Genomic DNA, 22,797 nt, shown 5'->3' on the forward strand with positions numbered 1-22,797 from the left:
GGCGTCGTCGGCTACAGCGCCGTCGGCTACAGCGCCGCCAGGCCGTCCTTGATGGCCTTGCGGATGCGCTTCTCGCTGACCGAATACGCGGTGCCCAGCTCCTGGGCGAACAGCGAAATGCGCATCTCCTCCAGCATCCACTTCACCTCGCGCAGCGCGGCGGGCAGGCGCGCGCCCTCCGGGACCTGGTCCAGGGCGGCGTCGTACTCGTCCTCCAGCTTCTGGATCACGACCAGCGCCTGCGCATCGCGGGTGACCGCGCCGCCGGTGAGCTTCTCCAGCCGCTTCTCGATGCCCGCCAGGTAGCGCGGCAGGCGCAGCAGGTGCGGCGCTCCGGTGGCGGCGATGAACCCGGGGTAGATCAGCTGCTCCAGCTGCGAGCGGATGTCGGTGATCGCGGCGTACATCGCCAGCGAGCGGGTGGCCTTCAGCTCCTTGGAGATCTGCGTGGCCGCGGCGAACACCTTCGCCACCACCGCGGTGATCGCGAACACCGTGTCGATCTGCTCCGCGCGCACCACCTCGAACAGCGCCTCGAACGCGGCGCGGTCCATCGGCAGCTGCTCGGGCACCAGCTTGTCCACCGCCGCCATGGTGCAGTCGCTGATCAGGTTCTCGATCGAGCCGTGCGGGTTCTGCGTGAACGCCAGCTTCTCGGTGTTCTCCAGGTGCGAGATCACGAACTTCGCCGTCGGCGGCAGGCGCAGCATCAGCAGCCGGATCACGCCGCTGCGGTGCGCGGCGTCGCGCTCCACGGCCGAGCGGAACACCGTCAGGTCCACGCGCCCGCCCTGGGCGATCAGGCCCGGGTACGCGGTGATCTGCTGGCCCATCACCGTGGTGGTGACCTTGTGAGGCAGCCTGTCGCCCAGCGTGTCCCCGGCGGCTTCAAGCTGCGGCCAGGCATCGAGCTTTTGCTGGTCCCAGGCCCCGGCGGCGTTCTTCTTCCCCCGGGTGCCCTTGCCTGCCTTGTTGCCTTGCCGACCCGCGGCCGCCTTGTCCTGCCCGGCCTTGGACGCGGCGGCCGTGGTCCCCGGCGTGCCGGGTTTGCCCGGACGAGCTGCGCCGGGGGAGTTGACCCCGCTGGCCAGCGCGGCGCGGTTTGCGGCGGCCAGCTTGTGCTGCAGCTTGCCCAGGTCGTCGCCCTGGCCCAGCACCTTGCCCGAGGCATCGGTGACGGTGAAGCCGAAACGCAGGTGCGCGGGCAGCGTGGAGAAGTCGAAGACCGCCGGGTCCACGACGATGCCGCGCAGCCGGCGCAGCACCAGCGCCAGCGACTGCGCCAGGTCGTCGGCGGCGGGATCGAAGTCGGCCTCCAGCATCGCCAGCGCCTTGCTGGCCACATCCGGGGCGGGAACGAAGTTCTTGCGGATCGCCTTGGGCATGGAACGGATCAGCGCGGTGAGCAGCTCGTGGCGCAGGCCCGGGATCAGCCAGGCGAACCGCGCCGGATCCAGCTGGTTCAGGAACACCACCGGCACGGTCAGGGAAACGCCGTCGCCCTCGCCGCCGGCGGCGGCCGGGTTGTACTCGTAGCTCAGCGGCAGGTGGATGCTGCCCAGCGCCCAGGTTCTCGGGAACGCGGTCTCGTCCAGCGCCTGCGCGTCGGCGGCCAGCAGCGCCTGCGGATCGAAGTCAAGCAGCGCCGGATCCGCGGCGCGCGCCTTCTTCCACCAGCGGTCGAAGTGCCGCTCGGAGAGGATGTCCTCGGGCAGCCGGGCGTCGTAGAACGCGAACAGGTCCTCGTCGGAAATGCGCAGGTCGTGCCGGCGCATACGGGTTTCCAGCTCCTCGACTTCCTCCAGCAGCGCGCGGTTCTTCGCGAAGAACTTGTGGTGCGTGCGCCAGTCGCCCTCCACCAGCGCGTGGCGGATGAACAGCTCGCGGGCCAGCGCCTTGTCCACGCGCCAGTAGTGGAACTGGCGGCGCGGCACGATCGGCAGGCCGAAGAGCGTGAGCTTCTCGTAGCCCATCACCGAGCCGTTGCGCTTGGACCAATGCGGCTCCGAATAGGTGCGCTTGAGCAGGTGCGGGGCCAGCTCCTCCACCCAGGCCGGGTCGATCACCGCGTTGGTACGCGCCCACAGCCGGGAGGTCTCCACCAGCTCGGCGGCCATCACCCAGGTCGGGGACTTCTTGAACAGCCCCGAGCCGGGGAAGATCGCGAAGCGGGTGCCGCGCGCGCCCACGTAGTCGCGCTTGCGCTCGTCGTAGAGCCCGATGTGCCCGAGCAGCCCGGAGAGCAGCGACTTGTGCACGGCGTCCTCGTTGGCGGCCGGCTCGATCGGCGCGGCGGCCACGGTGATGCCCAGGGGCTTGGCCAGCTGGCGCAGCTGCGTGAACAAATCCTGCCATTCGCGCACCCGCAGGTAGTTGATGTGCTCGGCCTTGCACAGCCGGCGGAACGCGGAGGAGGACAGCTCGTTCTGCTGCTCGCGCACGTAGGCCCACAGGTTCAGCAGCGCGGTGAAGTCCGACTTGTCGTCGGCGAAGCGCTTGTGCAGCTCGGCGGCGCGTTCGCGCTGGCCGGTGTCCTCGGAAGGGCGTTCGCGCGGATCCTGGATGCTCAGCGCCGCGGCCAGCACCATCAGCTCCTTGGCCACACCGCGCCCGGCGGCCTCCACGATCATGCGTCCCAGCCGCACATCCAGCGGCAGCTGCGCCAGCTGGCGGCCCACCGGGGTGATGCCGGCGCGTTTTTCGCCATCCAGCGCCCCCAGCTCGCGCAGCAGGTTCACGCCGTCTGAGATCGCCCGGGATTCCGGCGGCTGCACGAAGGGGAACTGCGAGACCTCCGCGGCCGAGGCCACCACGCCCATGGAGATCATCTGCAGGATCACGCTGGCCAGGTTGGTGCGCAGGATCTCCGGGTCGGTGAATTCGGGGCGGCCCTGGTAGTCCTCCTCGGAGTAGAGGCGGATCGCGATGCCCTCGGACACGCGGCCGCAACGGCCCGAACGCTGGTTCGCGCTGGCCTGGGAGACGCGCTCGATCGGCAGGCGCTGCACCTTGGTGCGGTGCGAGTAGCGCGAGATGCGCGCGGTGCCGGTGTCGATCACGTACTTGATGCCCGGCACGGTCAGCGAGGTCTCGGCCACGTTGGTGGCGAGGATGATGCGCGGGGCGGAGCCCGGGTGGAAGACACGGTGCTGCTCGGCCAGCGAGAGCCTGGCGAACAGCGGCAGCACCTCGTAGCGCGGCAGGCGCTTGTTGGAGGCGACCAGCGCGCGCAGCGCATCGGCCGCGTCGCGGATCTCGCGCTCGCCGGAGAAGAAGATGAGGATGTCGCCCGGGGCCTCGGCGGCCAGCTCGCGCACCGCGTCGGTTACCGCATCCAGCGGGTCGCGGTCGTCCTCCAGCGATTCGGCGTCCGCGTCCTCGCCCGGGTCCGCCTCGGCGGCCAGCGGGCGGTAGCGCAGCTCCACCGGGAAGGTGCGCCCGGAGACCTCAAGGATCGGCGCGGGGACCAGCTCGCCGTCCGCGTCCAGCGTGCCGAAGTGCGCGGAGAAGCGTTCGGGGTCGATCGTGGCGGAGGTGATGATGATCTTCAGGTCCGGGCGCTTGGGCATGATCTGCTTGAGGTAGCCCAGCAGGAAGTCGATGTTCAGGCTGCGCTCGTGCGCCTCGTCGATGATGATCGCGGAGTACTTCTTCAGCAGCTTGTCGCGCTGGATCTCCGCCAGCAGGATGCCGTCGGTCATCACCTTCAACTTGGTGCGCCGCGACACCTCGCCGGTGAAGCGCACGTGGAAGCCGACTTCCTCGCCGATGCTGGTGCCCATTTCCTCGGCGATGCGCTCGGCCACGGTGCGCGCGGCCAGGCGCCGCGGCTGGGTGTGGCCGATCATGCCCTTTTCGGCCAGCCCCAGCTCGATGAGCATCTTGGGCAGCTGGGTGGTCTTGCCGGAACCGGTTTCGCCGGCGATCACGACCACCTGGTTCTTGGATACCGCGTCGAGGATGTCCTCGCGGCGGCCGGATACGGGCAGGGCTTCGGGATAGGAAATGGTTAGCGCCATGATGCCCCCATTCTATTCGCGTTCGCGCCGCGGTGCCCGCCACGCCTCGGGGTGGCATTTCGCGGCCGTCGCCGGCGTGATCCGGATCGCGTTCGATGCAAGTCAAGTTCGCATTTCGTCCAAACAATCGTCGTCAGCTTGGGGTAGTGGAATACAAAAAGTGCTTATTGGGCGGTTTTGTAACCAATTTTGTGCGGTGTTTTCGCCGGATCAACACGCAAGTGTCTGCGATGCGGCGTTGATTGTAGTCAAGGTGAGGTCGTTCACATGTAAGATCGGGGGTAATCACCGTCACCTGGTTCGGATCGTTCCCGAGCCGACAGCGAGCCTGGCGGCTCTCCGGAACCAGTGAAGTATCGGTGGTTATCACTCGCATAGGGAACTTTGAAAGGAACCTTCATGAAGCGCTTCACGGCTTTGAAATTCGCGGCCATCGCCGCCACCGGCGCCCTGGCACTGACCGCCTGCGGCAGCAATGACTCCGGCAGCAACGACGCAGCCAAGACCGACGAGCCGGTCAAGATCGGCATCGCCCAGTACGTCACCCACCCGTCCTTGGACGCCGTGGCCGCTGGCTTCAAGAAGGGCATGGAGAGCGCCGGCTACACCGGCGACAAGATCTCCTACGACGAGAACAACGCCCAGGCCGACCAGGCCACCAACACCTCGATGGTCGGTAAGCTGGCCTCGGACAGCGACATCGACCTGGTCCTGGCCATTGCCACCCCGACCGCCCAGGCCGCCGCCCAGGCGATCACCAGCATCCCGGTGGTCTTCTCCGCCGTCACCGATCCGGTGGACGCCAAGCTGGTGGCCTCCAACGAGGCCCCGGGCGGCAACGTCACCGGCACCTCGGACAAGAACCCGGTCAAGGAGCAGCTGGAGCTGCTCAAGGAGCTGGCTCCGGAAGCCAAGGACGTCGGGATCGTCTACTCCTCGGGCGAAGCGAACTCCGCAGTCCAGGTCCAGTGGGCCAAGGACGCCGCCGCCGAGCTGGGCCTGACCATCAAGGAAGCCGCGATCTCCGCACCGAGCGAGGTCCAGCAGGCTGCCAGCTCGCTGGATGTCGACGCGTTCTACGTGCCAACCGACAATGCAGTGGTTTCCGCGCTGGAAGGCCTGCTGCAGACCGCCCAGTCCAAGAAGGTTCCGGTTATCTCCGCCGACGGCGAGTCCGTCAAGCGCGGCGCGACCGCCACCTACGGCATCAACTACGAGAAGCTGGGCGAGCAGACCGCCGCCATGGCCGTGAAGATTCTCAAGGGCGAGGCCAAGCCGGCCGAGATGCCGGTTGAGACCATCTCGGAGGTTGAGCTGTACCTGAACGAGGAAGCTGCCAAGAAGGTCGGCATCGAGTTCTCGGACGACATGAAGTCGAAGGCCGTCGAGACCTACTAAGGCTCGCCGGACCAAACCTGCGGCACGAAGGCGGGGCGCGCACCATGCCGCCTCGCCTTCGTCGCGACTACCCACAATTTTATGACAACTCAAGGATCCGAACATGATCACCGCAGTTGAACTCGGGCTGATTTACGCCATCATGGCGCTCGGGGTGTACCTGACCTTCCGCATTCTGGACTTTCCCGACCTGACCGTCGACGGCAGCTTCACCACCGGCGCCGCCGTGGCAGCTGTCAGCATCGTCAACGGGGTCAACCCCTGGTTGGCCACCCTGCTGGCGTTCCTCGCCGGCATGGCCGCAGGCGCCATCACCGGCCTGCTGCACACCAAAGGCAAGATCGACGGCCTGCTTGCAGGTATTCTCACGATGATCGCGCTGTACTCCATCAACCTGCGCATCATGGGCAAGGCGAATACGCCGCTGCTGGGCGAGGACACGCTCATCAGCCCGATGCGCAACGCCGGCATCCTCGGCTCCTGGACCTCCATCGGCATCTTCTTCCTGGTCAGCCTGGTGCTGGTCGCGGCAGTGGTCTGGTTCCTGCACACCGAGATGGGCATGGCCATGCGCGCCACCGGCGACAACCAGGAAATGATCCGCTCCTTCGGCGTGAGCACCGACAACCAGAAGATCCTGGGCCTGGCGCTGTCCAACGGCCTGGTCGGCGTCTCCGGCGCGGTCGTGGCCCAGTACCAGGGCTTCGCCGACGTCGGCATGGGCATCGGCGTAATCCTGATCGGCCTGGCCTCGGTCATCGTCGGACAGGCGATCCTCACCCAGCGCTACATCTGGCTGGCCGCGCTGGCCGTCGTCATCGGCGCGGTGCTCTACCGCCTGGTCATCCAGCTGGCCCTGGTCGCCGGCCTGGAGGTCAACGACATGAAGCTGATTTCCGCCGTGCTGGTGGTTGTCGCCCTGCTGCTGCCGAAGTGGAAGGGCTTCCAGAAGATCGTGAAGTCCTTCAAACGCACCCCGGCGCCCGCCGCCGAATCCAAGGAAGAGGTTCGCACCAATGCTTGAGATCAAGAACCTGTCCCGCACGTTCTTCCCCGGCACGGTGAATGAACGCAAGGCGCTGCGCAATATCAACCTGACCCTGGGCGACGGCGAATTCGTCACCGTGATCGGCTCCAACGGCGCCGGCAAGTCGACGGTGCTGAACATGGTCGCCGGCAAGCTGCAGCCGGACGTGGGCTCGGTGACCATCGCCGGGAAGAACGTCACCAAGATGGCCGACTTCCGCCGCGCCAAGTACATCGGCCGCGTGTTCCAGGATCCGATGGCCGGCACCGCGCCGACCATGTCGATCGAGGAGAACATGGCCCTGGCCTACGCCCGCGGACGCTTCCGCGGACTGGGCGCAGGCGTCGGGGCCAAGCGCCGCGAGCTGTTCGTGGAGGAGCTGAAGTCCCTGGAGCTCGGGCTCGAAAACCGCCTGAAGACCAAGGTCGGCCTGCTTTCCGGCGGCCAGCGCCAGGCGCTGAGCCTGCTCATGGCCACGTTCTCGGAGCCGAAGATCCTGCTGCTCGACGAGCACACGGCCGCGCTGGACCCGCAGCGCGCCGCGCTGGTGTCGCGCCTGACCAACCAGATCGTCGAACGCCACCAGCTGACCACGCTGATGGTCACGCACAACATGGAGCAAGCGCTGCAACTGGGCACGCGCCTGATCATGATGCACGACGGGCAGATCATCCTGGACCTGGATTCCGAGCAGAAGCAGCAGATGACAGTCAAGGACCTGCTGGGCGAGTTCGAGAAGATCAAGGGCGCCCAGCTCGATGACCGCACCATGCTGCAGTAGCAGCCAGCGTCGCTGAACCGACCACGGCCCCGCCGGAGGAGGAAAACTCCTCGCCGGCGGGGCCGTCGTCGTTCCCGATCCACCCGGGAGGCGCCCGGGTGGATGCAAAAAACCGCAGGTCCCGGCGTAAACCAGGACCTGCGGTGAGGTGGTGCCCCTGAAAGGAATCGAACCTTCGGCCTTCTGCTCCGGAGGCAGACGCTCTATCCACTGAGCTACAGAGGCGTGTTGCTGGGCAACGAAAAAATACTATCAGGTCGCAACGCCAAACGTGGAATCCGCGCCAGCGGCCGCTGGCGCGCCGAATGCCTACATGATCACAGCCTGCAGCGTCATGAATGCCCATGGCGCGCGCGAAAAACCGGTAGTCTTGATGGGTGACTCCTGAAGAACTCTCCGCAGCAATATCCGCATGCCTCACCCAGGCCGTAGCAGCCGGCGAAATCTCCGTCGACATCCCCGACGTCGTGCGCGTGGAGCGACCCAAGAGCCGTGAACACGGCGACTGGGCGACCAACATCGCGCTCCAGCTGGGCAAGAAGGCCGGCATGGCCCCACGCGACTTCGCGCAGCTGCTGGCCAACCGCCTGGCAGAGGTACCGGGAGTCGGCGCCGTGGACATCGCAGGCCCCGGCTTCCTGAACATCACCCTTGACGCCGCCGCCGCCGGCGAGCTGGCCCGCACCATCGTCGAGGCCGGCAAGGCCTACGGCACCAACAACTCCCTGGCCGGCCACGTGGTCAACATGGAGTTCGTCTCCGCGAACCCGACCGGCCCGCTGCACATCGGCCACACCCGCTGGGCCGCGTTGGGCGACGCGATCGCCCGCGTGCTGCGCGCCTCCGGCGCTGACGTCACCAGCGAGTACTACATCAACGACGCCGGCAACCAGATGAACGTGTTCGCCCGTTCGGTCTACAACCGCATGCACGGCCTGCCGGTGCCCGAAGGCGGCTACCCGGGCGAGTACATCAAGGAACTGGCCGACAGCGTCGAGGCCGAAGCCCCTCAGCTGAAGGGCCTGGACGAGGAAACCGCGCTGCCGCAGATCCGCGAGCTGGCCTACGTCGCGCAGATGGCCGACATCAAGAAGACCCTGGCGGACTTCGGGGTGAGCTTCGACGTGTTCTTCTCGGAGACCTCCCTGCACGAGGGAGGGGCCGTGGCAGACGCCGTGGCGCGTCTGCGCGAGCAAGGCCATATCTTCGACGAAGAGGGCGCCGTCTGGCTGCGCACCACCGACTTCGGCGACGACAAGGACCGCGTGCTGATCCGCGCGAACGGCGAGCCAACCTACTTCGCCGCCGACGCCGCCTACTACCTGTCCAAGAAGGACCGCGGCTTCACCGAGAAGATCTACCTGCTCGGCGCCGACCACCACGGCTACGTCAATCGCCTGAAGGCCATCGCCGCTTGCGCCGGCGACGACAAGGAAAAGAACATCGAGGTGCTGATCGGCCAGCTGATCAGCGTGAACGGGGCGAAGCTGTCCAAGCGCGCGGGCAACATCATCGAGCTGCGCGACCTGATCGACTGGCTGGGCGCCGACGCGCTGCGCTACTCGCTGGGCCGCTTCCCTGCCGATTCGCCGATCGCGCTGGACCCGGAGCAGTTGAAGAAGAACACCAACGACAACCCGGTGTTCTACGTGCAGTACGCCCACGCGCGCTCCGCTGCCGCGGCCCGCAACGCCGCGGAGAAAAACGTCACCCGCGAGTCCTTCGACGCCGGCGAGCTGACCGACCCGACCGAAAACGAGCTGCTGGCCGTGCTCGGCCAGTTCCCCTCGGTGGTCGCCGGCGCCGCGGAGTTCCGCGAACCGCACCGCATCGCCCGCTACCTGGAGCAGGTCGCCGGCGCCTACCACTCGTGGTACGCCGCCACCCGCATCACCCCGATCGGCGAGGACACGAACGTGCTGCCGGTGCACTCCGCGCGCCTGTGGCTCAACGACGCAACCACCACCGTCCTGGCCAACGGCCTGGAACTGCTGGGCGTATCCGCCCCGGAGAGGATGTAATACCCTATGGCAGCATCGCCGCTGGCTCCTGCTTGGCTGAATTTCCCGAACGACGTTAACGCGCTGCGCGAGATCGAATGGGCCACAGGCGTGGCCCGCGGCGCCGACGGCCAGCTGGCCGTGCAGGGCATCCCCGTCTCCCGGCTGGCCGAAGAATTCGGCACCCCGCTGTTCGTGCTCGACGAGAACGACTTCCGCGCCCGCGCCGCCGGCTTCAAGGCAGCGTTCGACGCCGCCTTCAAGGACCTGTGCGGCGGGGTGGATGTGTACTACGCCGGCAAGGCGTTCTTGTGCACCGAGGTCGCCCGATGGGTGACCGCCGAGGGGCTGCGCCTGGACACCTGCTCCGGCGGCGAGCTGGCCGTGGCCGCCGCGGCCGGGGTGCCGGGGGAGAACCTCTCGCTGCACGGCAACAACAAGTCCGCAGCGGAGATCACCCGCGCCATCGAGACCGGCGTGGGCCGCATCGTGGTGGACTCGCTGGACGAGCTTCAGCGCGTGACCCGCATCGCCGACGCGCTGGGCCGGCAGGCCAACGTGATGCTGCGCATCACCCCGGGTGTGCACGCCTCCACCCACGAGGCCATCGCCACCGCCCACGAGGACCAGAAGTTCGGCCTGTCCATCCTGGCCAACGATTCTGGCACCTCCCCGGCGCTGGCCGCCGTGGCCCGCGCCCTGGACGCGGAGCACGTGAACCTGCTGGGCCTGCACGCGCACATCGGCTCGCAGATCTTCGAGGCCGAGGGCTTCGCCATGGCCGCGCGCACCATGCTCGGCATCCTGGCGCAGATCCGCCAGATCCACGGCGTGCAGCTGGGCGAACTGGACCTCGGCGGCGGCTACGGCATCGCCTACACCAGTGAGGACCACCCCTCCACCCCGGTGAAGCTGGCCGCGCAGATGGCGCAGGTCGTTTCCGCCACCTGCGCCGAGCTTCAGCTGGACTGCCCGCGCATCTCTATCGAGCCGGGCCGCGCCATCGCCGGACCCTCGACCTTCACCCTCTACGAGGCAGGGGTGCGCAAGGACGTCCAGGTCGAGGACGCCGCCGGCACCCTGCATCCGCGCCGCTACGTTTCGGTGGACGGCGGCATGAGCGACAACCCGCGCCCGGTGCTCTACGACGCGCAGTACACCGCGGTGCTGGCTGGCCGTATGACGCAAAGCGACGCAATTATTTCTCGCGTAGTTGGGAAACACTGCGAGTCAGGTGACATAGTCGTGAAGGACGTTTACCTGCCCGAAGACCTTGCCGCCGGCGATCTGCTCGCCGTTCCGGCGACCGGCGCCTACTGCTGGGCCCTGTCGAGCAACTACAACTACCTCACCCGCCCCGCGGTGGTAGCCGTGCGCGACGGCGAAGCCCGTCTGATCGTGCGCAGGGAAACGGAAGCTGATTTGTTGGCCCGCGACATGGGAGTTTAATTGACCGCTGAAAAGAGCCTGAAGGTCGCCCTGCTGGGCTGCGGCACGGTCGGCGCGCAGGTCGCGCGGATCCTGCGCGAGGACGCGGCGGCGCTGGCCGACCGCAGCGGCGCGAAGCTGGAGCTGATCGGCATCGCCGTGCGCAACACCGCCTCGAAGCGCGACGTGGAGCTGCCCGCGGACCTGTTCACCACCGACGCGAATGCGCTGATCGACCAGGCCGACGTGGTCATCGAGCTGCTCGGCGGCCTGCAGCCGGCCGGGGACTACATCGCCCGGGCGCTGAAGCGCGGGGCCAGCGTGATCACCGGCAACAAGGCGCTGATCGCCGCCCAGGGCGCGCAGCTGAACGCGCTGGCCGCCGGGAATGGCGCCCAGCTGCGCTACGAGGCCGCGGTGGCCGGGGCCATCCCGATCCTGCGCCCGATCGCCGATTCGCTGGCCGGAGACCACATCACCAAGGTGATGGGCATCGTCAACGGCACCACGAACTTCATCCTCGACGCCATGGACTCCACCGGCGCGGCCTTCGACGACGTGCTCGCCGAGGCCCAGGCGCTGGGCTACGCGGAGGCCGATCCGACCGCCGACGTGGGCGGGCACGACGCCGCCGCGAAGGCCGCGATCCTCGCCTCGCTGGCGTTCCACACCACCGTCACCTCGGACCAGGTGCACACCGAGGGCATCACGCAGGTGACCGCCGCCGACGTGGCCGCCGCCGCCGAGGCCGGCTACGTCATCAAGCTGCTGGCGATCGCCCAGAACGCAGAAGCCGGCGTCTCGGTGCGCGTCTACCCGTCGCTGATCAAGCGCAGCCACCCGCTGGCCAGCGTGCGCGGCGCGTTCAACGCCGTGTTCGTCGAGGCAGAAAACGCCGGGGACCTGATGTTCTACGGTGCCGGCGCGGGCGGCAACCCGACCGCTTCGGCCGTCATGGGCGACGTCATCGCCGTGGCCCGCCAGCTGGCCGCCGGGGCCCCGCTGCCCTGCGGCTCGGCGGACCAGCCGGTGAACCTGCTGGACTTCGATGCGATCACCACCAGCTACTGGATCGGCCTGTCGGTCAAGGACCAGCCCGGCGTGCTGGCGAGCATCGCCGCGGTCTTCGGCGAGCACGGCGTCTCGATCGAATCCATGAGCCAGCACAGCGATGCCGACGGCGAGGGCTCCGCGCTGCGCATCCTGACCCACCGGGGCACCGAAGCGGCCCTGCGCACCACCGTCGACGCCGTCGCGGCGCTGGACTCGGTGCACTCTGTTACATCCGTTATGCGAGTTGAAGGAAACTAACGTGGCCCACCAGTGGCGCGGAGTCATCCGCGAATATGCCGACCGTCTGCCAGTAGACGAGAACACCAAGATCATCACGCTCGGAGAGGGCGGCACCCCGCTCGTCTTCGCCCCGGCGCTCTCGGAGCTGACCGGCAGCGAGGTGTACCTGAAGGTCGAGGGCATGAACCCGACCGGGTCCTTCAAGGACCGCGGCATGACCATGGCGATGACCGCCGCGGTCGCCGCCGGCGCCAAGGCCGTGGTGTGCGCCTCCACCGGCAACACCTCCGCCTCCGCCGCGGCCTACGCCACCCAGGCCGGGCTGAAATGCGCGGTGCTTGTGCCGGACGGCAAGATCTCCATGGGCAAGCTGTCCCAGGCGATCGCGCACGGCGCGGACATCATCCAGATCGACGGCAACTTCGACAACTGCCTGGAGGTCGCCCGCAAGCTGTCCGAGAACTACCCGGTGTTCCTGGTCAACTCGGTGAACCCGGCTCGCATCCAGGGCCAGAAGACCGGCGCGTTCGAGGTCGTCGACTTCCTGGGCGACGCCCCGGACTACCATGTGCTGCCGGTGGGCAACGCGGGCAACATCACCGCCTACTGGAAGGGCTACAAGGAGTACGCCTCCGAGTTCACCAACCAGGCCGGCGCCGTGCTCGCACCGGTGTCCACCAAGACCCCGATCATGTGGGGCTTCCAGGCCGCCGGCGCCGCGCCGATCGTGCTGGGCCACCCGGTGACCGAGCCGGACACCGTCGCCACCGCCATCCGCATCGGCAACCCCGCCTCCTGGGCCCAGGCCGAGGAAGCGCGCGACGAGTCCGGCGGCATCATCGACTCGGTGACCGATGAGGAAATCCTCGCCGCGCACCGCTGGCTCTCCTCCCGCGAGGGCGTCTTCGTGGAGCCGGGCTCCGCGGCCGGCGTCGCGGGTCTGATCAAGCACCACGCCGTCGGCAACGTGCCAGCCGGCAAGAAGATCGTGATTACCGTGACCGGCCACGGCCTGAAGGACCCGGACTGGGCCCTGAAGCAGGCCGACGGCTCGGCCGTCGCCCCGACCAAGGTCGGCTTCGACGTCGTGGAAGTCGCCACCGCACTGGGCCTGTCCTAGACGCCGCCCGCTGCCTGCCGGCCCGTCGCAGCCGCACCGGCACCCGGTGCGGCCGCGGCGGGCCGCTGCACGTTCCGGCTCCGGCCGCCCGCCAACCACCGCAAGCTCAACACCTCGAAGGAACCCATGCAGCAGATCGCCCTGGGCCAGCACCTGATCGTCGCCCCTCCCGCCACCACCGCGAACCTCGGACCAGGGTTCGACTCGCTGGGCCTCGCGCTGGAATTCCGCGACCGGCTGGAGATCCGCACCGCGCAGCGCAGCACGGTGGAGATCAGCGGCGACGGGGCCGAAAGCCTGCCGCGTGACGAATCCCACTTGATCATCCGCGAGATGCACCGCTACTGGGAACAGCGCGGCTTCGCTCCGGCCGGCATCGAGCTGCAGGCAACCAACAACATCCCGCACGCCCGCGGCATGGGTTCCTCCGCCGCCGCGATCGTCGCCGCCTATGCGACGGCCGATGCGCTGCTGCCGGCCGCCGAGCGCGGGGGACTGGACGCGGTCTTCCAGGCCGCCGCCGCGTGGGAAGGTCACCCGGACAATGTGGCTCCGGCGGTGTACGGCGGATTGAGCATCTCCGCGACCAACGCCGACGGGACCTTCAGCTGCGCGCTGGTTCCGGTGCACGCACAGGTCCGCGCGGTGCTGGCCATCCCGTCCAACGGCCTGTCCACCGAGGTGGCCCGCGGGGTGCTGCCGGCGCAGATCGACCACGCCGAAGCCGCGGCGAACACCGCCTCCGGCGCGCTGCTGATCCACGCGCTGAGCAATGACCCGGCCTATCTGCTCGCCGGCACCGTCGACTACCTGCACCAGTCCTACCGCGCGGCTTCCATGCCGGAAAGCAGCGCGCTGATCGCGCTGCTGCGCGAGAACCAGCTGGCCGCGGTGGTCTCCGGGGCGGGGCCGACGGTGCTCGCGCTGGTGGCCGGGGAGCAGCAGGAGCAGCAGGCGCGTAAGCTCATCGAGCAGTTCTCCGCACAATCTGCGGTGTCCTGGCGTGCTGAGTTTCCGCGGCTGGCCGCCAACGGTGTTACAGTAGAAGTGCTGTAGCACTCAAGGCAGACCGGATCATGCGGGCGCCAGCCCGATGATGAACCTTATGGCGAGTGCTGAAGCGGAAGCGATCGGTGCACAGTGCCTGTCGCAGCCGTCCAGCCGTTCCGGATTTTTCCTGCAGCTCGCAGCACCCTTGATATCCCACATCCATGCACAGTCGTGTCGTCGAGATATCAGCTTTTCAAACCCCGTGTACCGCCATCACCGGTCAGACCTGAAGGCGGGACGGGTTTTCGTTGGAACAGCCTCCCATTCTGGGCGGCAACACCTCATATTTACGGCACAGTGGGACTGCCGCAAGCAGCCCATCCTACTAGTCAGAAGGAACTTTCGTGACCGAAACCACGAGCCTGAATGAAGGCGTGGACACCAAGACTTCCGAGAACAAGAGCTCGGGCCTGGCCTCTTTGAAGATGACCCAGCTGCAGCAACTGGCTTCGCAGCTCGGCATCACCGGCGGATCTCGCATGCGCAAGGCCGACCTGGTTGCCGCCATCAGCTCCCACCAGCGCGGCGGCTCTATCGCCGCGAAGGACGCTGAAGCAGCCAAGGCCGCCGAGCCGAAGAACGATGCTGCCCAGGCGCCATCCGCCAAGGAAGCGCCAGCCAAGGCAGCACGCACCCGTCGTGCACCGAAGGCCGCCGCCGAGACGCCGCAGGCAGCCGAGGCCCCAGCCCAGGAGGCCGCACCGGCCGCCGAAGCCGCAGAGCCGAAGGCCGAGAAGCCTGCCCGCACCCGCCGTACCTCGCGCCGCGTGACCGATTCGGGCAAGATCGGCGCCAAGGATGAGGGAGCCAAGGCAGAGACCGCCGAGGCGCCGGCCCAGGCCGAAGCCGCGGTGGAAGCACCGGCCGAGGATGCCGCCCAGGCATCGGCCAAGGAGCGCGCGCCACGCCAGCGCCGCAACACCCGCGCCGCCAAGGCCGAGCAGGGCAGCGAAGCACCGGCGCAGGACGCCGAAGCTGCCGCAGGCGAGGCGAAGGCCGCTTCGGCCGAGGCCGACGCCGCCGAGACCGCCGACGCGGAGAAGTCCGGCGATCAGCGCGAAGAGCGCCGCGAGCGCGGCAACCGCCGTGAACGCGGCAACCGCCGCGAGCGCAACAACGACCGGGGCGACCGCGCCGAGTCCTCCGAGCAGGATGCGACCGAGCAGTCCGAGGAGCGCCGTGAGCGCAACAACGACCGCAACGAGCGCAATGCCAACCGCCGCGAGCGCAACAACGACCGCGGCGACCGCAATAACGACCGCAACGAGCGCGGCAACGACCGTGCCGAGTCCTCCGAGCAGGATTCGGCCGAGCAGTCCGAGGATCGCCGCGAGCGCAACAACGACCGCAACGAGCGCAACGCCAACCGCCGCGAGCGCAACAACGACCGCAACGAGCGCGGCAACCGCCGTGATCGCAACGATCGCAACGACCGCAACCAGGACCGCAACGACCGGAACAACCGCAACCGCCGCGGCCGCCGCGAGGACGACGAGCCGCAGCTGAGCGAGGACGACGTCCTGCTGCCGATCGCCGGCATCCTGGACGTGCTGGAGAACTACGCGTTCGTCCGCACCGCCGGCTACCTGCCCGGCCCGAACGACGTCTACGTCACCCTGGGCCAGGTCAAGAAGTACAACCTGCGCAAGGGCGACGCCATCGTCGGCGCCATCCGCGCACCGCGCGAGAACGAGACCCCGAACCCGCGCCAGAAGTTCAACGCCCTGGTGCAGCTGACTTCCGTGAACGGCAAGATGCCGGAGGACAACCGCGAGCGTGTTGAATTCAACAAGCTGGTGCCGCTGTACCCGACCGAGCGCCTGCGCCTGGAGACCGACCCGAAGCTGGTCGGCCCGCGTGTCATCGACCTGGTCGCCCCGATCGGCAAGGGCCAGCGCGGCCTGATCGTCTCGCCTCCGAAGGCCGGCAAGACGCTGATCCTGCAGTCCATCGCGAACGCCATCACCACCAACAACCCCGAGGTGCACCTGATGATGGTGCTGGTGGACGAGCGTCCCGAAGAAGTCACCGACATGCAGCGCACCGTTAAGGGCGAGGTCATCGCCTCGACCTTCGACCGCCCGGCCGACGACCACACCACCGTGGCCGAGCTGGCCATCGAGCGCGCCAAGCGCCTGGTGGAGATGGGCATGGACGTCGTGGTGCTGCTGGACTCGATGACCCGCCTGGGCCGCGCCTACAACCTGGCCGCCCCGGCCTCGGGCCGCATCCTGTCCGGCGGCGTGGACTCCGCCGCGCTGTACCCGCCAAAGCGCTTCTTCGGCGCCGCCCGCAACATCGAGAACGGCGGCTCGCTGACCATCCTGGCCACCGCGCTGGTGGAGACCGGGTCCAAGATGGACGAGGTCATCTTCGAGGAGTTCAAGGGCACCGGCAACATGGAGCTGCGCCTGAGCCGCCAGCTCGCCGAGAAGCGCATCTTCCCGGCGGTCGACGTGAACGCGTCCTCGACCCGTCGCGAAGAGCAGCTGATGAGCGCTGAAGAGGTGCGCATCATGTGGCGCCTGCGCCGCATGCTTTCGGGCATCGACCCGCAGCAGGCGCTGGAGGTGCTCACCGGCAAGATCCGCGACACCCAGTCCAACGCGGAGTTCCTGATGCTGGTGAACAAGACCACACCGGACAAGCACTAGCGTCCAAAAAGCCATGGCGTCCAGCCGGCCGGCACCTGCCCGGCCGGCTGGACGCCATCGGCGCGTCAACCACCGCGACGCTTAAGACATAGAATTTAACTCGGCCCCACGCGGCCGCTGGCCAGAGATGCGTAGAAAAAAGGAAGAGCAGCCCCATGTTTGAATCCGTCAAGTCGCTACTTGAGGAGCACGCCGAGATTCAGGCGAAGCTCTCCGATCCGGCCGTCTACGCCGACCAGGGCGTGGCCCGCAAGCTGGGCCGCCGCTCCGCGCAGCTGAACGGCATCGTCGAGGCCTACAACAAGTGGCACAGCGCCACCGAGGACCTGGAAGCCGCCAAGGAAATGGCCGACGAGGACCCGGACTTCGCCGAAGAGGTCGAAACCCTCACCGAACAGCTGCCCGAGCTGGAGGAGAAGCTGCGCCGCCTGCTGATCCCGCGCGATGAGAACGACGCGCGCGACGTGATCCTCGAGGTCAAGGGCGGCGAAGGCGGCGACGAGGCGGCCCTGTTCGCTGCCGACCTGCTGCGCATGTACACCCGCTACGCGGAGCACAAGGGCTGGAAGGTCGAGATGATCTCCTACAACGAGTCGGACCTCGGCGGCTACAAGGACGCCCAGGTGGCGATCAAGGGCAAGTCGAACGACCCGGCCGAGGGCGTCTACGCCCACCTGAAGTTCGAGGGCGGCGTGCACCGCGTGCAGCGCGTGCCGGTCACCGAATCGCAGGGCCGCATCCACACCTCGGCCGCCGGCGTGCTGGTGCTGCCCGAGGTCGACGAGCCCGAAGAAGTGGACATCCACGCCAACGACCTGAAGATCGACGTCTACCGCTCCTCGGGCCCCGGCGGGCAGTCGGTGAACACCACCGACTCCGCCGTGCGCATCACCCACCTGCCCACCGGCATCGTGGTGGCCATGCAGAACGAGAAGTCGCAGATCCAGAACCGCGAAGCCGCCATGCGCGTGCTGCGTTCGCGCCTGCTGGCCCACCAGCAGGAGATCATCGACGCCGAGAACTCCGCGGTGCGCGCCAGCCAGATCCGCACCATGGACCGCTCCGAGCGCATCCGCACGTACAACTACCCGGAAAACCGCATCGCGGACCACCGCACCGGGTACAAGGCCTACAACCTGGACGCGGTGATGGACGGCGACCTCCAGCCGGTCATCGAATCCTGCATCCAGATGGACGAGGAAGAGCGCCTGGCGGCGCTGGGCGAGTAGTCAGCGCCCGTACACCCGTGGAGAATCCGCTACCCGTCCGCGAGCTGTCAGCCGTGCGCCGCGCCGCGCTGGCGCAGCTCGCCGCCGCGGGCGTGCCCAGTCCCGCGGCCGACGCCGACCTGTTGGCCTGCCACGTGCTGCGCGTCGAGCGCTCGGAGCTGAAGCTGCGCGAACTGCGCGGGGAGTCCTTCTCCGAGCCGCAGTACGCGCTGTATGCATCGCTGCTGGAACGCCGCGCCGCACGCATCCCGCTGCAGCACCTGACCGGCGAGGGCCACTTCCGCTACCTGACCCTGAAGGTCGGGCCCGGGGTGTTCTCGCCGCGCCCGGAAACCGAGACCGTGGTCCAGCTGGGCCTGGACTTCCTCGCCGAGCAGGGCCTGGCCGCCCCGCGCTGCGTGGATCTGTGCTCCGGATCCGGGGCCATCGCCGCAGCGCTGGCCAGCGAGGCGCCGCAGGCCGCCGTGTGGGCCGTGGAGCTCTCCGACGACGCCATCGGCTACACCAGAGCCAACTGCGAGCCGCTGGGCGTCACGGTGCTGCACCGCGACGCCTCCGCGTTGCCGCCCGAGCTGCACGGCACCATGGACCTGGTCGTCTCCAACCCGCCCTACATCCCGCCCAACGCGGTGCCCCGCGAACCGGAGGTGCGCGACCACGACCCGCAGATGGCCCTGTACGGGCTGGGCGAGGACGGTCTGCAGATCCCGCGTGCCGTCGCCGCCGAGGCGCGGCGCCTGCTGCGCCCCGGGGGGCTGTTCGTGATGGAGCACGCCGAGGTGCAGCAGGAGTCGGCAGCCCAGCTGCTGCGCGAGACCGGATTCACGAGCGTGGCCGGGCACCCGGACCTGTCCGGACGACCGCGCTCGACCAGCGGCCGCGCGCCGCGCTGAACTACCCACCCACCACACCACATGAAAGAATGATCCCGTGAGCACACGATTTATGGTCAGCAACGAGCAGGAACACGCTGCAGGCATCGAGGCGGCGCGCGCCGCGCTGTCGGCCCAGCGCTGCATCGTCCTGCCCACCGACACGGTCTACGGGATCGGAGCCGACGCGTTCAGCGCGCAGGGCGTGGCGATGCTGCTGGCGGCCAAGGGCCGCAGCCGGACCATGCCGCCGCCGGTGCTGATCGCGCAGTCCGCCACGATGGACGGGCTGGCCCGCGACATCCCGGACGAAGCCCGCAAGCTCGCCGAGGCCTTCTGGCCCGGGGGGCTGACCCTGATCCTGCAGGCGCAGCCGTCGCTGACCTGGGACCTGGGGGAGACCCGCGGCACGGTGGCGCTGCGCGTCCCGAACGACCAGACTGCCTTGGAGCTGCTGGCCGCCACCGGCCCGCTGGCGGTCTCCTCCGCCAACCGCACCGGCAACCCGGCCGCCACCTCAGCCGACGAAGCCGTCGCCCAGCTGGGCGAATCGGTGGATGTGTACCTTGACGGCGGCTCGCGCGCCGCGCAGGACGACGCCGAGACCCTGCCCTCGACCATCGTGGACTGCACCGGCACCCGGCTGAAGGTGGTCCGCGCCGGCGCGATCTCCATCGAGGAGCTGCGCGTGGTCGTTCCCGCCATTCTCGATTTGGGACAGGACGACTCCGGCCAGGGCGCATGAGAAGCTACGTCCTGCTGATCGCGTTCAGTTTCGCGGTCTCCTTCCTGCTTACCCCGATCGTCCGCTCCGTGGGCGAGCGGTTCACCGGCAACCAAAAGGTCCGCGCCCGCGACCAGCACGAAAAGCCGATCGTGAAGTTCGGCGGCGTGGCGATCATCGCCGCTTTCGCGCTCGGGCTCGGGCTGGCCAGCCAGCTCAGCTTCTTCCGCGGGGTCTTCGGGAACACCGAACCGATCACCGGGATCGTGCTGGCGCTGCTGGTGATCCTGCTCCTGGGGCTGGCCGACGACATGTTCGACCTGCGCTGGTGGGTCAAGGCCCTGGGCCAAGTCCTGGTGGGCGGGATCATCGCCGGGCACGGGATCGTGATCCAGTCCCTGCCGGTGGGTTCTTGGCAGATCGAGCACAGCTGGATGCAGATCGCCATCACCATCTTCCTGATCGTGCTCACGATGAACGCGATCAACTTCTCCGACGGGCTCGACGGGCTGGCCGCGGGGCTGGCCGCCATCGGGGCGGCCACCTTCTTCGTCTACTCCTACGTGCTGGCCACCCATGTCAGCGCCGACGACTACGCCAACATGGGTGCGCTTTTGTGCTCCCTGCTGCTGGGCGCCTGCCTGGGCTTCCTGCCGCACAACTTTAACCCCGCGAACATCTTCATGGGGGAGAGCGGCGTACTGGCGATCGGCATGATCCTCTCGGTGGCCACCATCGCCGTCACCGGTGACGTGCAAGGACTCGAAGCGCAGCGCTTCCGCAACATCCCGGCCTACATGCCGATGCTGCTGCCGATGGTGATCGTCTTCCTACCAGTACTGGACCTTGTGCTCTCGGTGCTGCGCCGGCTGGCCAACAAACGCTCACCCTTTTCACCGGACGCCAAGCACATCCACCACAAGATGCTCGCGCAGGGCCATTCGGTGCGCCGCGCGGTGATCCTGCTGTACCTGTGGGCCGGCTTCATCGCCGTATCCGTGGTTTCGATCGCGTTCATTCCTGTCGTATTGATGATTCCGATCGTCATCTTGCTGTTTCTCGGTGTGGGTCTTGCCACATGGAAACCGCTGGTCGAAGACCGCTTCCGCGCACTGCGCAAGAAGCTGGCCAAGTAGCCAATCCGCCCAAGATGACGCTCCGCCTGACAACAATCTCTTTCTATCTCGTGTAGAATTCAATGTGGATGTTCTCCCGGAACAGTTTTGTTTGCAGGGAGATTTGAGTTTCATCAGCATCGATAGGTGCAACATGGATCATCGATTTAGACGAAGGAAGGATGCGGACTTGGCTTCTGGTTCTGCCCGCGTCAGTGCTTCGTCTGCACCGAAATCCATCTGGTTGCCGATTCTTGGCCTGTCATTGGTGTACTCGATCATTGCAACTGCAGCCTTTTTCCTGATTTCTTGGCTCGTTGCCGATCTTGAGTATGCGTTATCCGGCGCACTTGCCGCCGGTGTGGTTATTGGCTTTTTTGCTATTGGCATTCTGATCGCTGAAGCTGCAGGGCGAATCCGTCGTTCGTGGGCCATGCCCGCGTTTCTGGCGACGTTCGTCATCAAGGTGTTCGGCGTCGCCTTCGTTCTGTTGAACCTGGGGTTGCCCGATTGGGTTAACCGTCAGGGATTCGTACTTGCTGCAGCCATATCTCTCGTTGCCTGGCAGGTTGGTGAGGTCCGCGCCTTCATGAAGGCTCGCCTTGCCATCTATAACGAGGAATAGGGCTTAGACCTCTGACTCTTATGTCGGAGAGATGCTGTGAGTTTGATAAGCTTACTAACGGGTCATTTTCGGCCGTGCGCTTAATTGGGTGCGGACGAATCGGATTCATCCTCGGGGAAACCCGGGGGTGCCACTTGTCAGAGTTGATGCTAATGGCGACAGCTGTGAGAAGTACCCGTTTGATCTTTTCTTCACACGGTGAAAGGCAGTTACCGCCAGTCACCACCTTTTGCCCGTGACCGTTACTGCAGAGAGGACAGCGCGTTGTTCGCGTTTGCGCTCCCAATGGCCTCAGAAGAAGGCGGTTTCGTACCGCCAACAGTGTCCGACACCCACCTCCCGGATCTTTTCCCATGGATGGCTGAGTACGGCACTGGTTTCGGCAAGCAGATGCTCATGATCGTCCTGTCGATCGTGCTCATTACTTGGTTCTTCACCGCAGCCATCAAGAACCCGAAGTTGGTTCCAGGTAAGATGCAGTACCTCGCTGAATCCGGTTACGCCTTCGTGCGTAACGGCATCGGCCGCGACATCATTGGCGAGAAGAACTTCCGTCCTTGGATTCCTCTGCTGTTTGCGACCTTCTTCTTCGTACTGCTGAACAACCTCTTCGGCGCAATTCCGTTCTTGCAGCTTCCATCGTTCTCACACGCTGGATCTGCATACGCGATGGCAATCATCATCTACGGCACCTGGATTGCCGTAGGCCTGAAGAACCACGGCATTCGCTACTTCAAGCTCGCCGTAGTTCCGTCCGGTGTTCCGGGCTGGATCATGCCTCTGATGATCCCGTTGGAAATCATTTCTAACTTCATCGTTCGCCCGCTGACGCACTCGCTGCGTTTGATGGCAACGATGCTGGCCGGTCACATGATCGTGATGTTGGCAGCTGCCGGCGCACGTCACCTGATCGTGGTTCAGGATTCCCTCGCCATGAACGGCCTGGGTGTTCTGGTCATCGCCGGATCGGTTGCCATGTACTTCCTGGAACTTCTGATCATGGTGCTGCAGGCGTTTGTTTTCGCCCTGCTGACCGCGATCTACGTCCAGGGTGCGATCGAAGCCGACGCCCACTAGGCCTAAGCTCCACTTCTTCCAACCAAACAGATCTTCCTTGGGCTACTCAAGGAATACCTCACAACCTACCGGCACGAAGCTCGGTATCTTGAAAGGAACATAATCACATGTTGCACGGCTCCCTGAATATGATCGGCTACGGCCTGGCTGCTATCGGTTCGGCTATCGGCGTTGGCCTGATCTTCGCTGCCTACATCAACGGTGTTGCTCGTCAGCCAGAAGCACAGCGCATCCTGCAGCCAATCGCAATGCTGGGCTTCGCCCTTGCAGAAGCACTGGCCATCCTGGGCCTGGTTTTCGCTTTCGTCATCGGCGCCTAGTCTTTTCGCAACTGTAGTGGCCTCGCCACTATCGCGAGGCATACACACAAGCGGAAACTAGTAGA

17 protein-coding genes and 1 tRNA gene are annotated in these 22,797 nt (G+C 66.8%); 16 read left to right on the forward strand and 2 right to left on the reverse strand.

What is annotated here, in order from left to right; genetic code table 11:
* Positions 1-26 precede the first annotated feature (26 nt).
* Positions 27-4,019: an ATP-dependent RNA helicase HrpA gene (gene hrpA / locus IEY43_RS10775; RefSeq protein ID WP_188948601.1), complete on the reverse strand. Its 3,993-nt coding sequence runs from the start codon at positions 4,017-4,019 to the stop codon at positions 27-29.
* A gap of 399 nt (positions 4,020-4,418) precedes the next feature.
* On the opposite strand from hrpA, the gene IEY43_RS10780 reads away from it, so the two are divergent.
* From IEY43_RS10780 to IEY43_RS10790, 3 genes are all read left to right on the forward strand, one after another.
* Complete coding sequence (locus tag IEY43_RS10780; RefSeq protein ID WP_188948602.1) at positions 4,419-5,417, forward strand: ABC transporter substrate-binding protein; 999 nt, start codon at positions 4,419-4,421, stop codon at positions 5,415-5,417.
* A gap of 103 nt (positions 5,418-5,520) precedes the next feature.
* Positions 5,521-6,441 carry an ABC transporter permease gene (locus IEY43_RS10785; protein ID WP_188948603.1) on the forward strand — a complete coding sequence of 307 codons (921 nt, stop codon included), beginning with the start codon at positions 5,521-5,523 and terminating at the stop codon, positions 6,439-6,441.
* Positions 6,434-7,225 carry an ABC transporter ATP-binding protein gene (locus IEY43_RS10790; protein WP_188948604.1) on the forward strand — a complete coding sequence of 264 codons (792 nt, stop codon included), beginning with the start codon at positions 6,434-6,436 and terminating at the stop codon, positions 7,223-7,225. Before IEY43_RS10785 ends, IEY43_RS10790 begins: the two co-directional genes overlap by 8 nt.
* A gap of 149 nt (positions 7,226-7,374) precedes the next feature.
* On the opposite strand, the gene IEY43_RS10795 is transcribed toward IEY43_RS10790, so the two are convergent.
* Positions 7,375-7,450, reverse strand: a tRNA-Arg gene (locus IEY43_RS10795).
* Between the two features lie 152 nt (positions 7,451-7,602).
* Here IEY43_RS10795 and argS point away from each other — a divergent pair.
* The 13 genes from argS (at position 7,603) to IEY43_RS10860 (ending at position 22,732) form a co-directional block, all read left to right on the forward strand.
* The gene (gene argS / locus IEY43_RS10800; RefSeq protein ID WP_188948605.1) at positions 7,603-9,246 is read left to right on the forward strand and encodes an arginine--tRNA ligase; all 1,644 of its coding nucleotides are present in this window, start codon (positions 7,603-7,605) and stop codon (positions 9,244-9,246) included.
* A 6-nt stretch (positions 9,247-9,252) separates the two neighbouring features.
* Positions 9,253-10,674 (forward strand): diaminopimelate decarboxylase, encoded by a 1,422-nt coding sequence (gene lysA / locus IEY43_RS10805; RefSeq protein ID WP_188948606.1) that lies wholly within the window; start codon positions 9,253-9,255, stop codon positions 10,672-10,674.
* Complete coding sequence (locus IEY43_RS10810) at positions 10,675-11,964, forward strand: homoserine dehydrogenase (protein ID WP_188948607.1); 1,290 nt, start codon at positions 10,675-10,677, stop codon at positions 11,962-11,964.
* A gap of 1 nt (position 11,965) precedes the next feature.
* Positions 11,966-13,066: a threonine synthase gene (gene thrC / locus IEY43_RS10815; RefSeq protein WP_188948608.1), complete on the forward strand. Its 1,101-nt coding sequence runs from the start codon at positions 11,966-11,968 to the stop codon at positions 13,064-13,066.
* A 126-nt stretch (positions 13,067-13,192) separates the two neighbouring features.
* The gene (gene thrB / locus IEY43_RS10820) at positions 13,193-14,122 is read left to right on the forward strand and encodes a homoserine kinase (RefSeq protein ID WP_188948609.1); all 930 of its coding nucleotides are present in this window, start codon (positions 13,193-13,195) and stop codon (positions 14,120-14,122) included.
* Positions 14,123-14,460: 338 nt separating this feature from the next.
* Positions 14,461-16,770 (forward strand): transcription termination factor Rho, encoded by a 2,310-nt coding sequence (gene rho / locus IEY43_RS10825; RefSeq protein WP_188948610.1) that lies wholly within the window; start codon positions 14,461-14,463, stop codon positions 16,768-16,770.
* 155 nt (positions 16,771-16,925) lie between these two features.
* Positions 16,926-17,999: a peptide chain release factor 1 gene (prfA, locus tag IEY43_RS10830; RefSeq protein ID WP_188948611.1), complete on the forward strand. Its 1,074-nt coding sequence runs from the start codon at positions 16,926-16,928 to the stop codon at positions 17,997-17,999.
* Positions 18,000-18,016: 17 nt separating this feature from the next.
* The gene (gene prmC / locus IEY43_RS10835; RefSeq protein ID WP_188948612.1) at positions 18,017-18,892 is read left to right on the forward strand and encodes a peptide chain release factor N(5)-glutamine methyltransferase; all 876 of its coding nucleotides are present in this window, start codon (positions 18,017-18,019) and stop codon (positions 18,890-18,892) included.
* 37 nt (positions 18,893-18,929) lie between these two features.
* The gene (locus tag IEY43_RS10840; RefSeq protein WP_188948613.1) at positions 18,930-19,616 is read left to right on the forward strand and encodes an L-threonylcarbamoyladenylate synthase; all 687 of its coding nucleotides are present in this window, start codon (positions 18,930-18,932) and stop codon (positions 19,614-19,616) included.
* The gene (locus IEY43_RS10845; protein ID WP_188948614.1) at positions 19,613-20,731 is read left to right on the forward strand and encodes an MraY family glycosyltransferase; all 1,119 of its coding nucleotides are present in this window, start codon (positions 19,613-19,615) and stop codon (positions 20,729-20,731) included. Before IEY43_RS10840 ends, IEY43_RS10845 begins: the two co-directional genes overlap by 4 nt.
* A gap of 169 nt (positions 20,732-20,900) precedes the next feature.
* Positions 20,901-21,335 (forward strand): hypothetical protein, encoded by a 435-nt coding sequence (locus tag IEY43_RS10850; RefSeq protein ID WP_188948615.1) that lies wholly within the window; start codon positions 20,901-20,903, stop codon positions 21,333-21,335.
* Positions 21,336-21,599: 264 nt separating this feature from the next.
* A complete protein-coding gene (gene atpB, locus IEY43_RS10855) occupies positions 21,600-22,412 on the forward strand; it encodes a F0F1 ATP synthase subunit A (RefSeq protein WP_374189861.1) in 813 nt (270 codons plus the stop codon).
* A gap of 107 nt (positions 22,413-22,519) precedes the next feature.
* Complete coding sequence (locus IEY43_RS10860) at positions 22,520-22,732, forward strand: ATP synthase subunit C-like protein (RefSeq protein ID WP_013348621.1); 213 nt, start codon at positions 22,520-22,522, stop codon at positions 22,730-22,732.
* The last annotated feature ends 65 nt before the right edge of the window (positions 22,733-22,797 follow it).

Source organism: Glutamicibacter protophormiae, from assembly GCF_014647495.1.
Classification (GTDB): Bacteria; Actinomycetota; Actinomycetes; order Actinomycetales; family Micrococcaceae; genus Glutamicibacter; species Glutamicibacter protophormiae.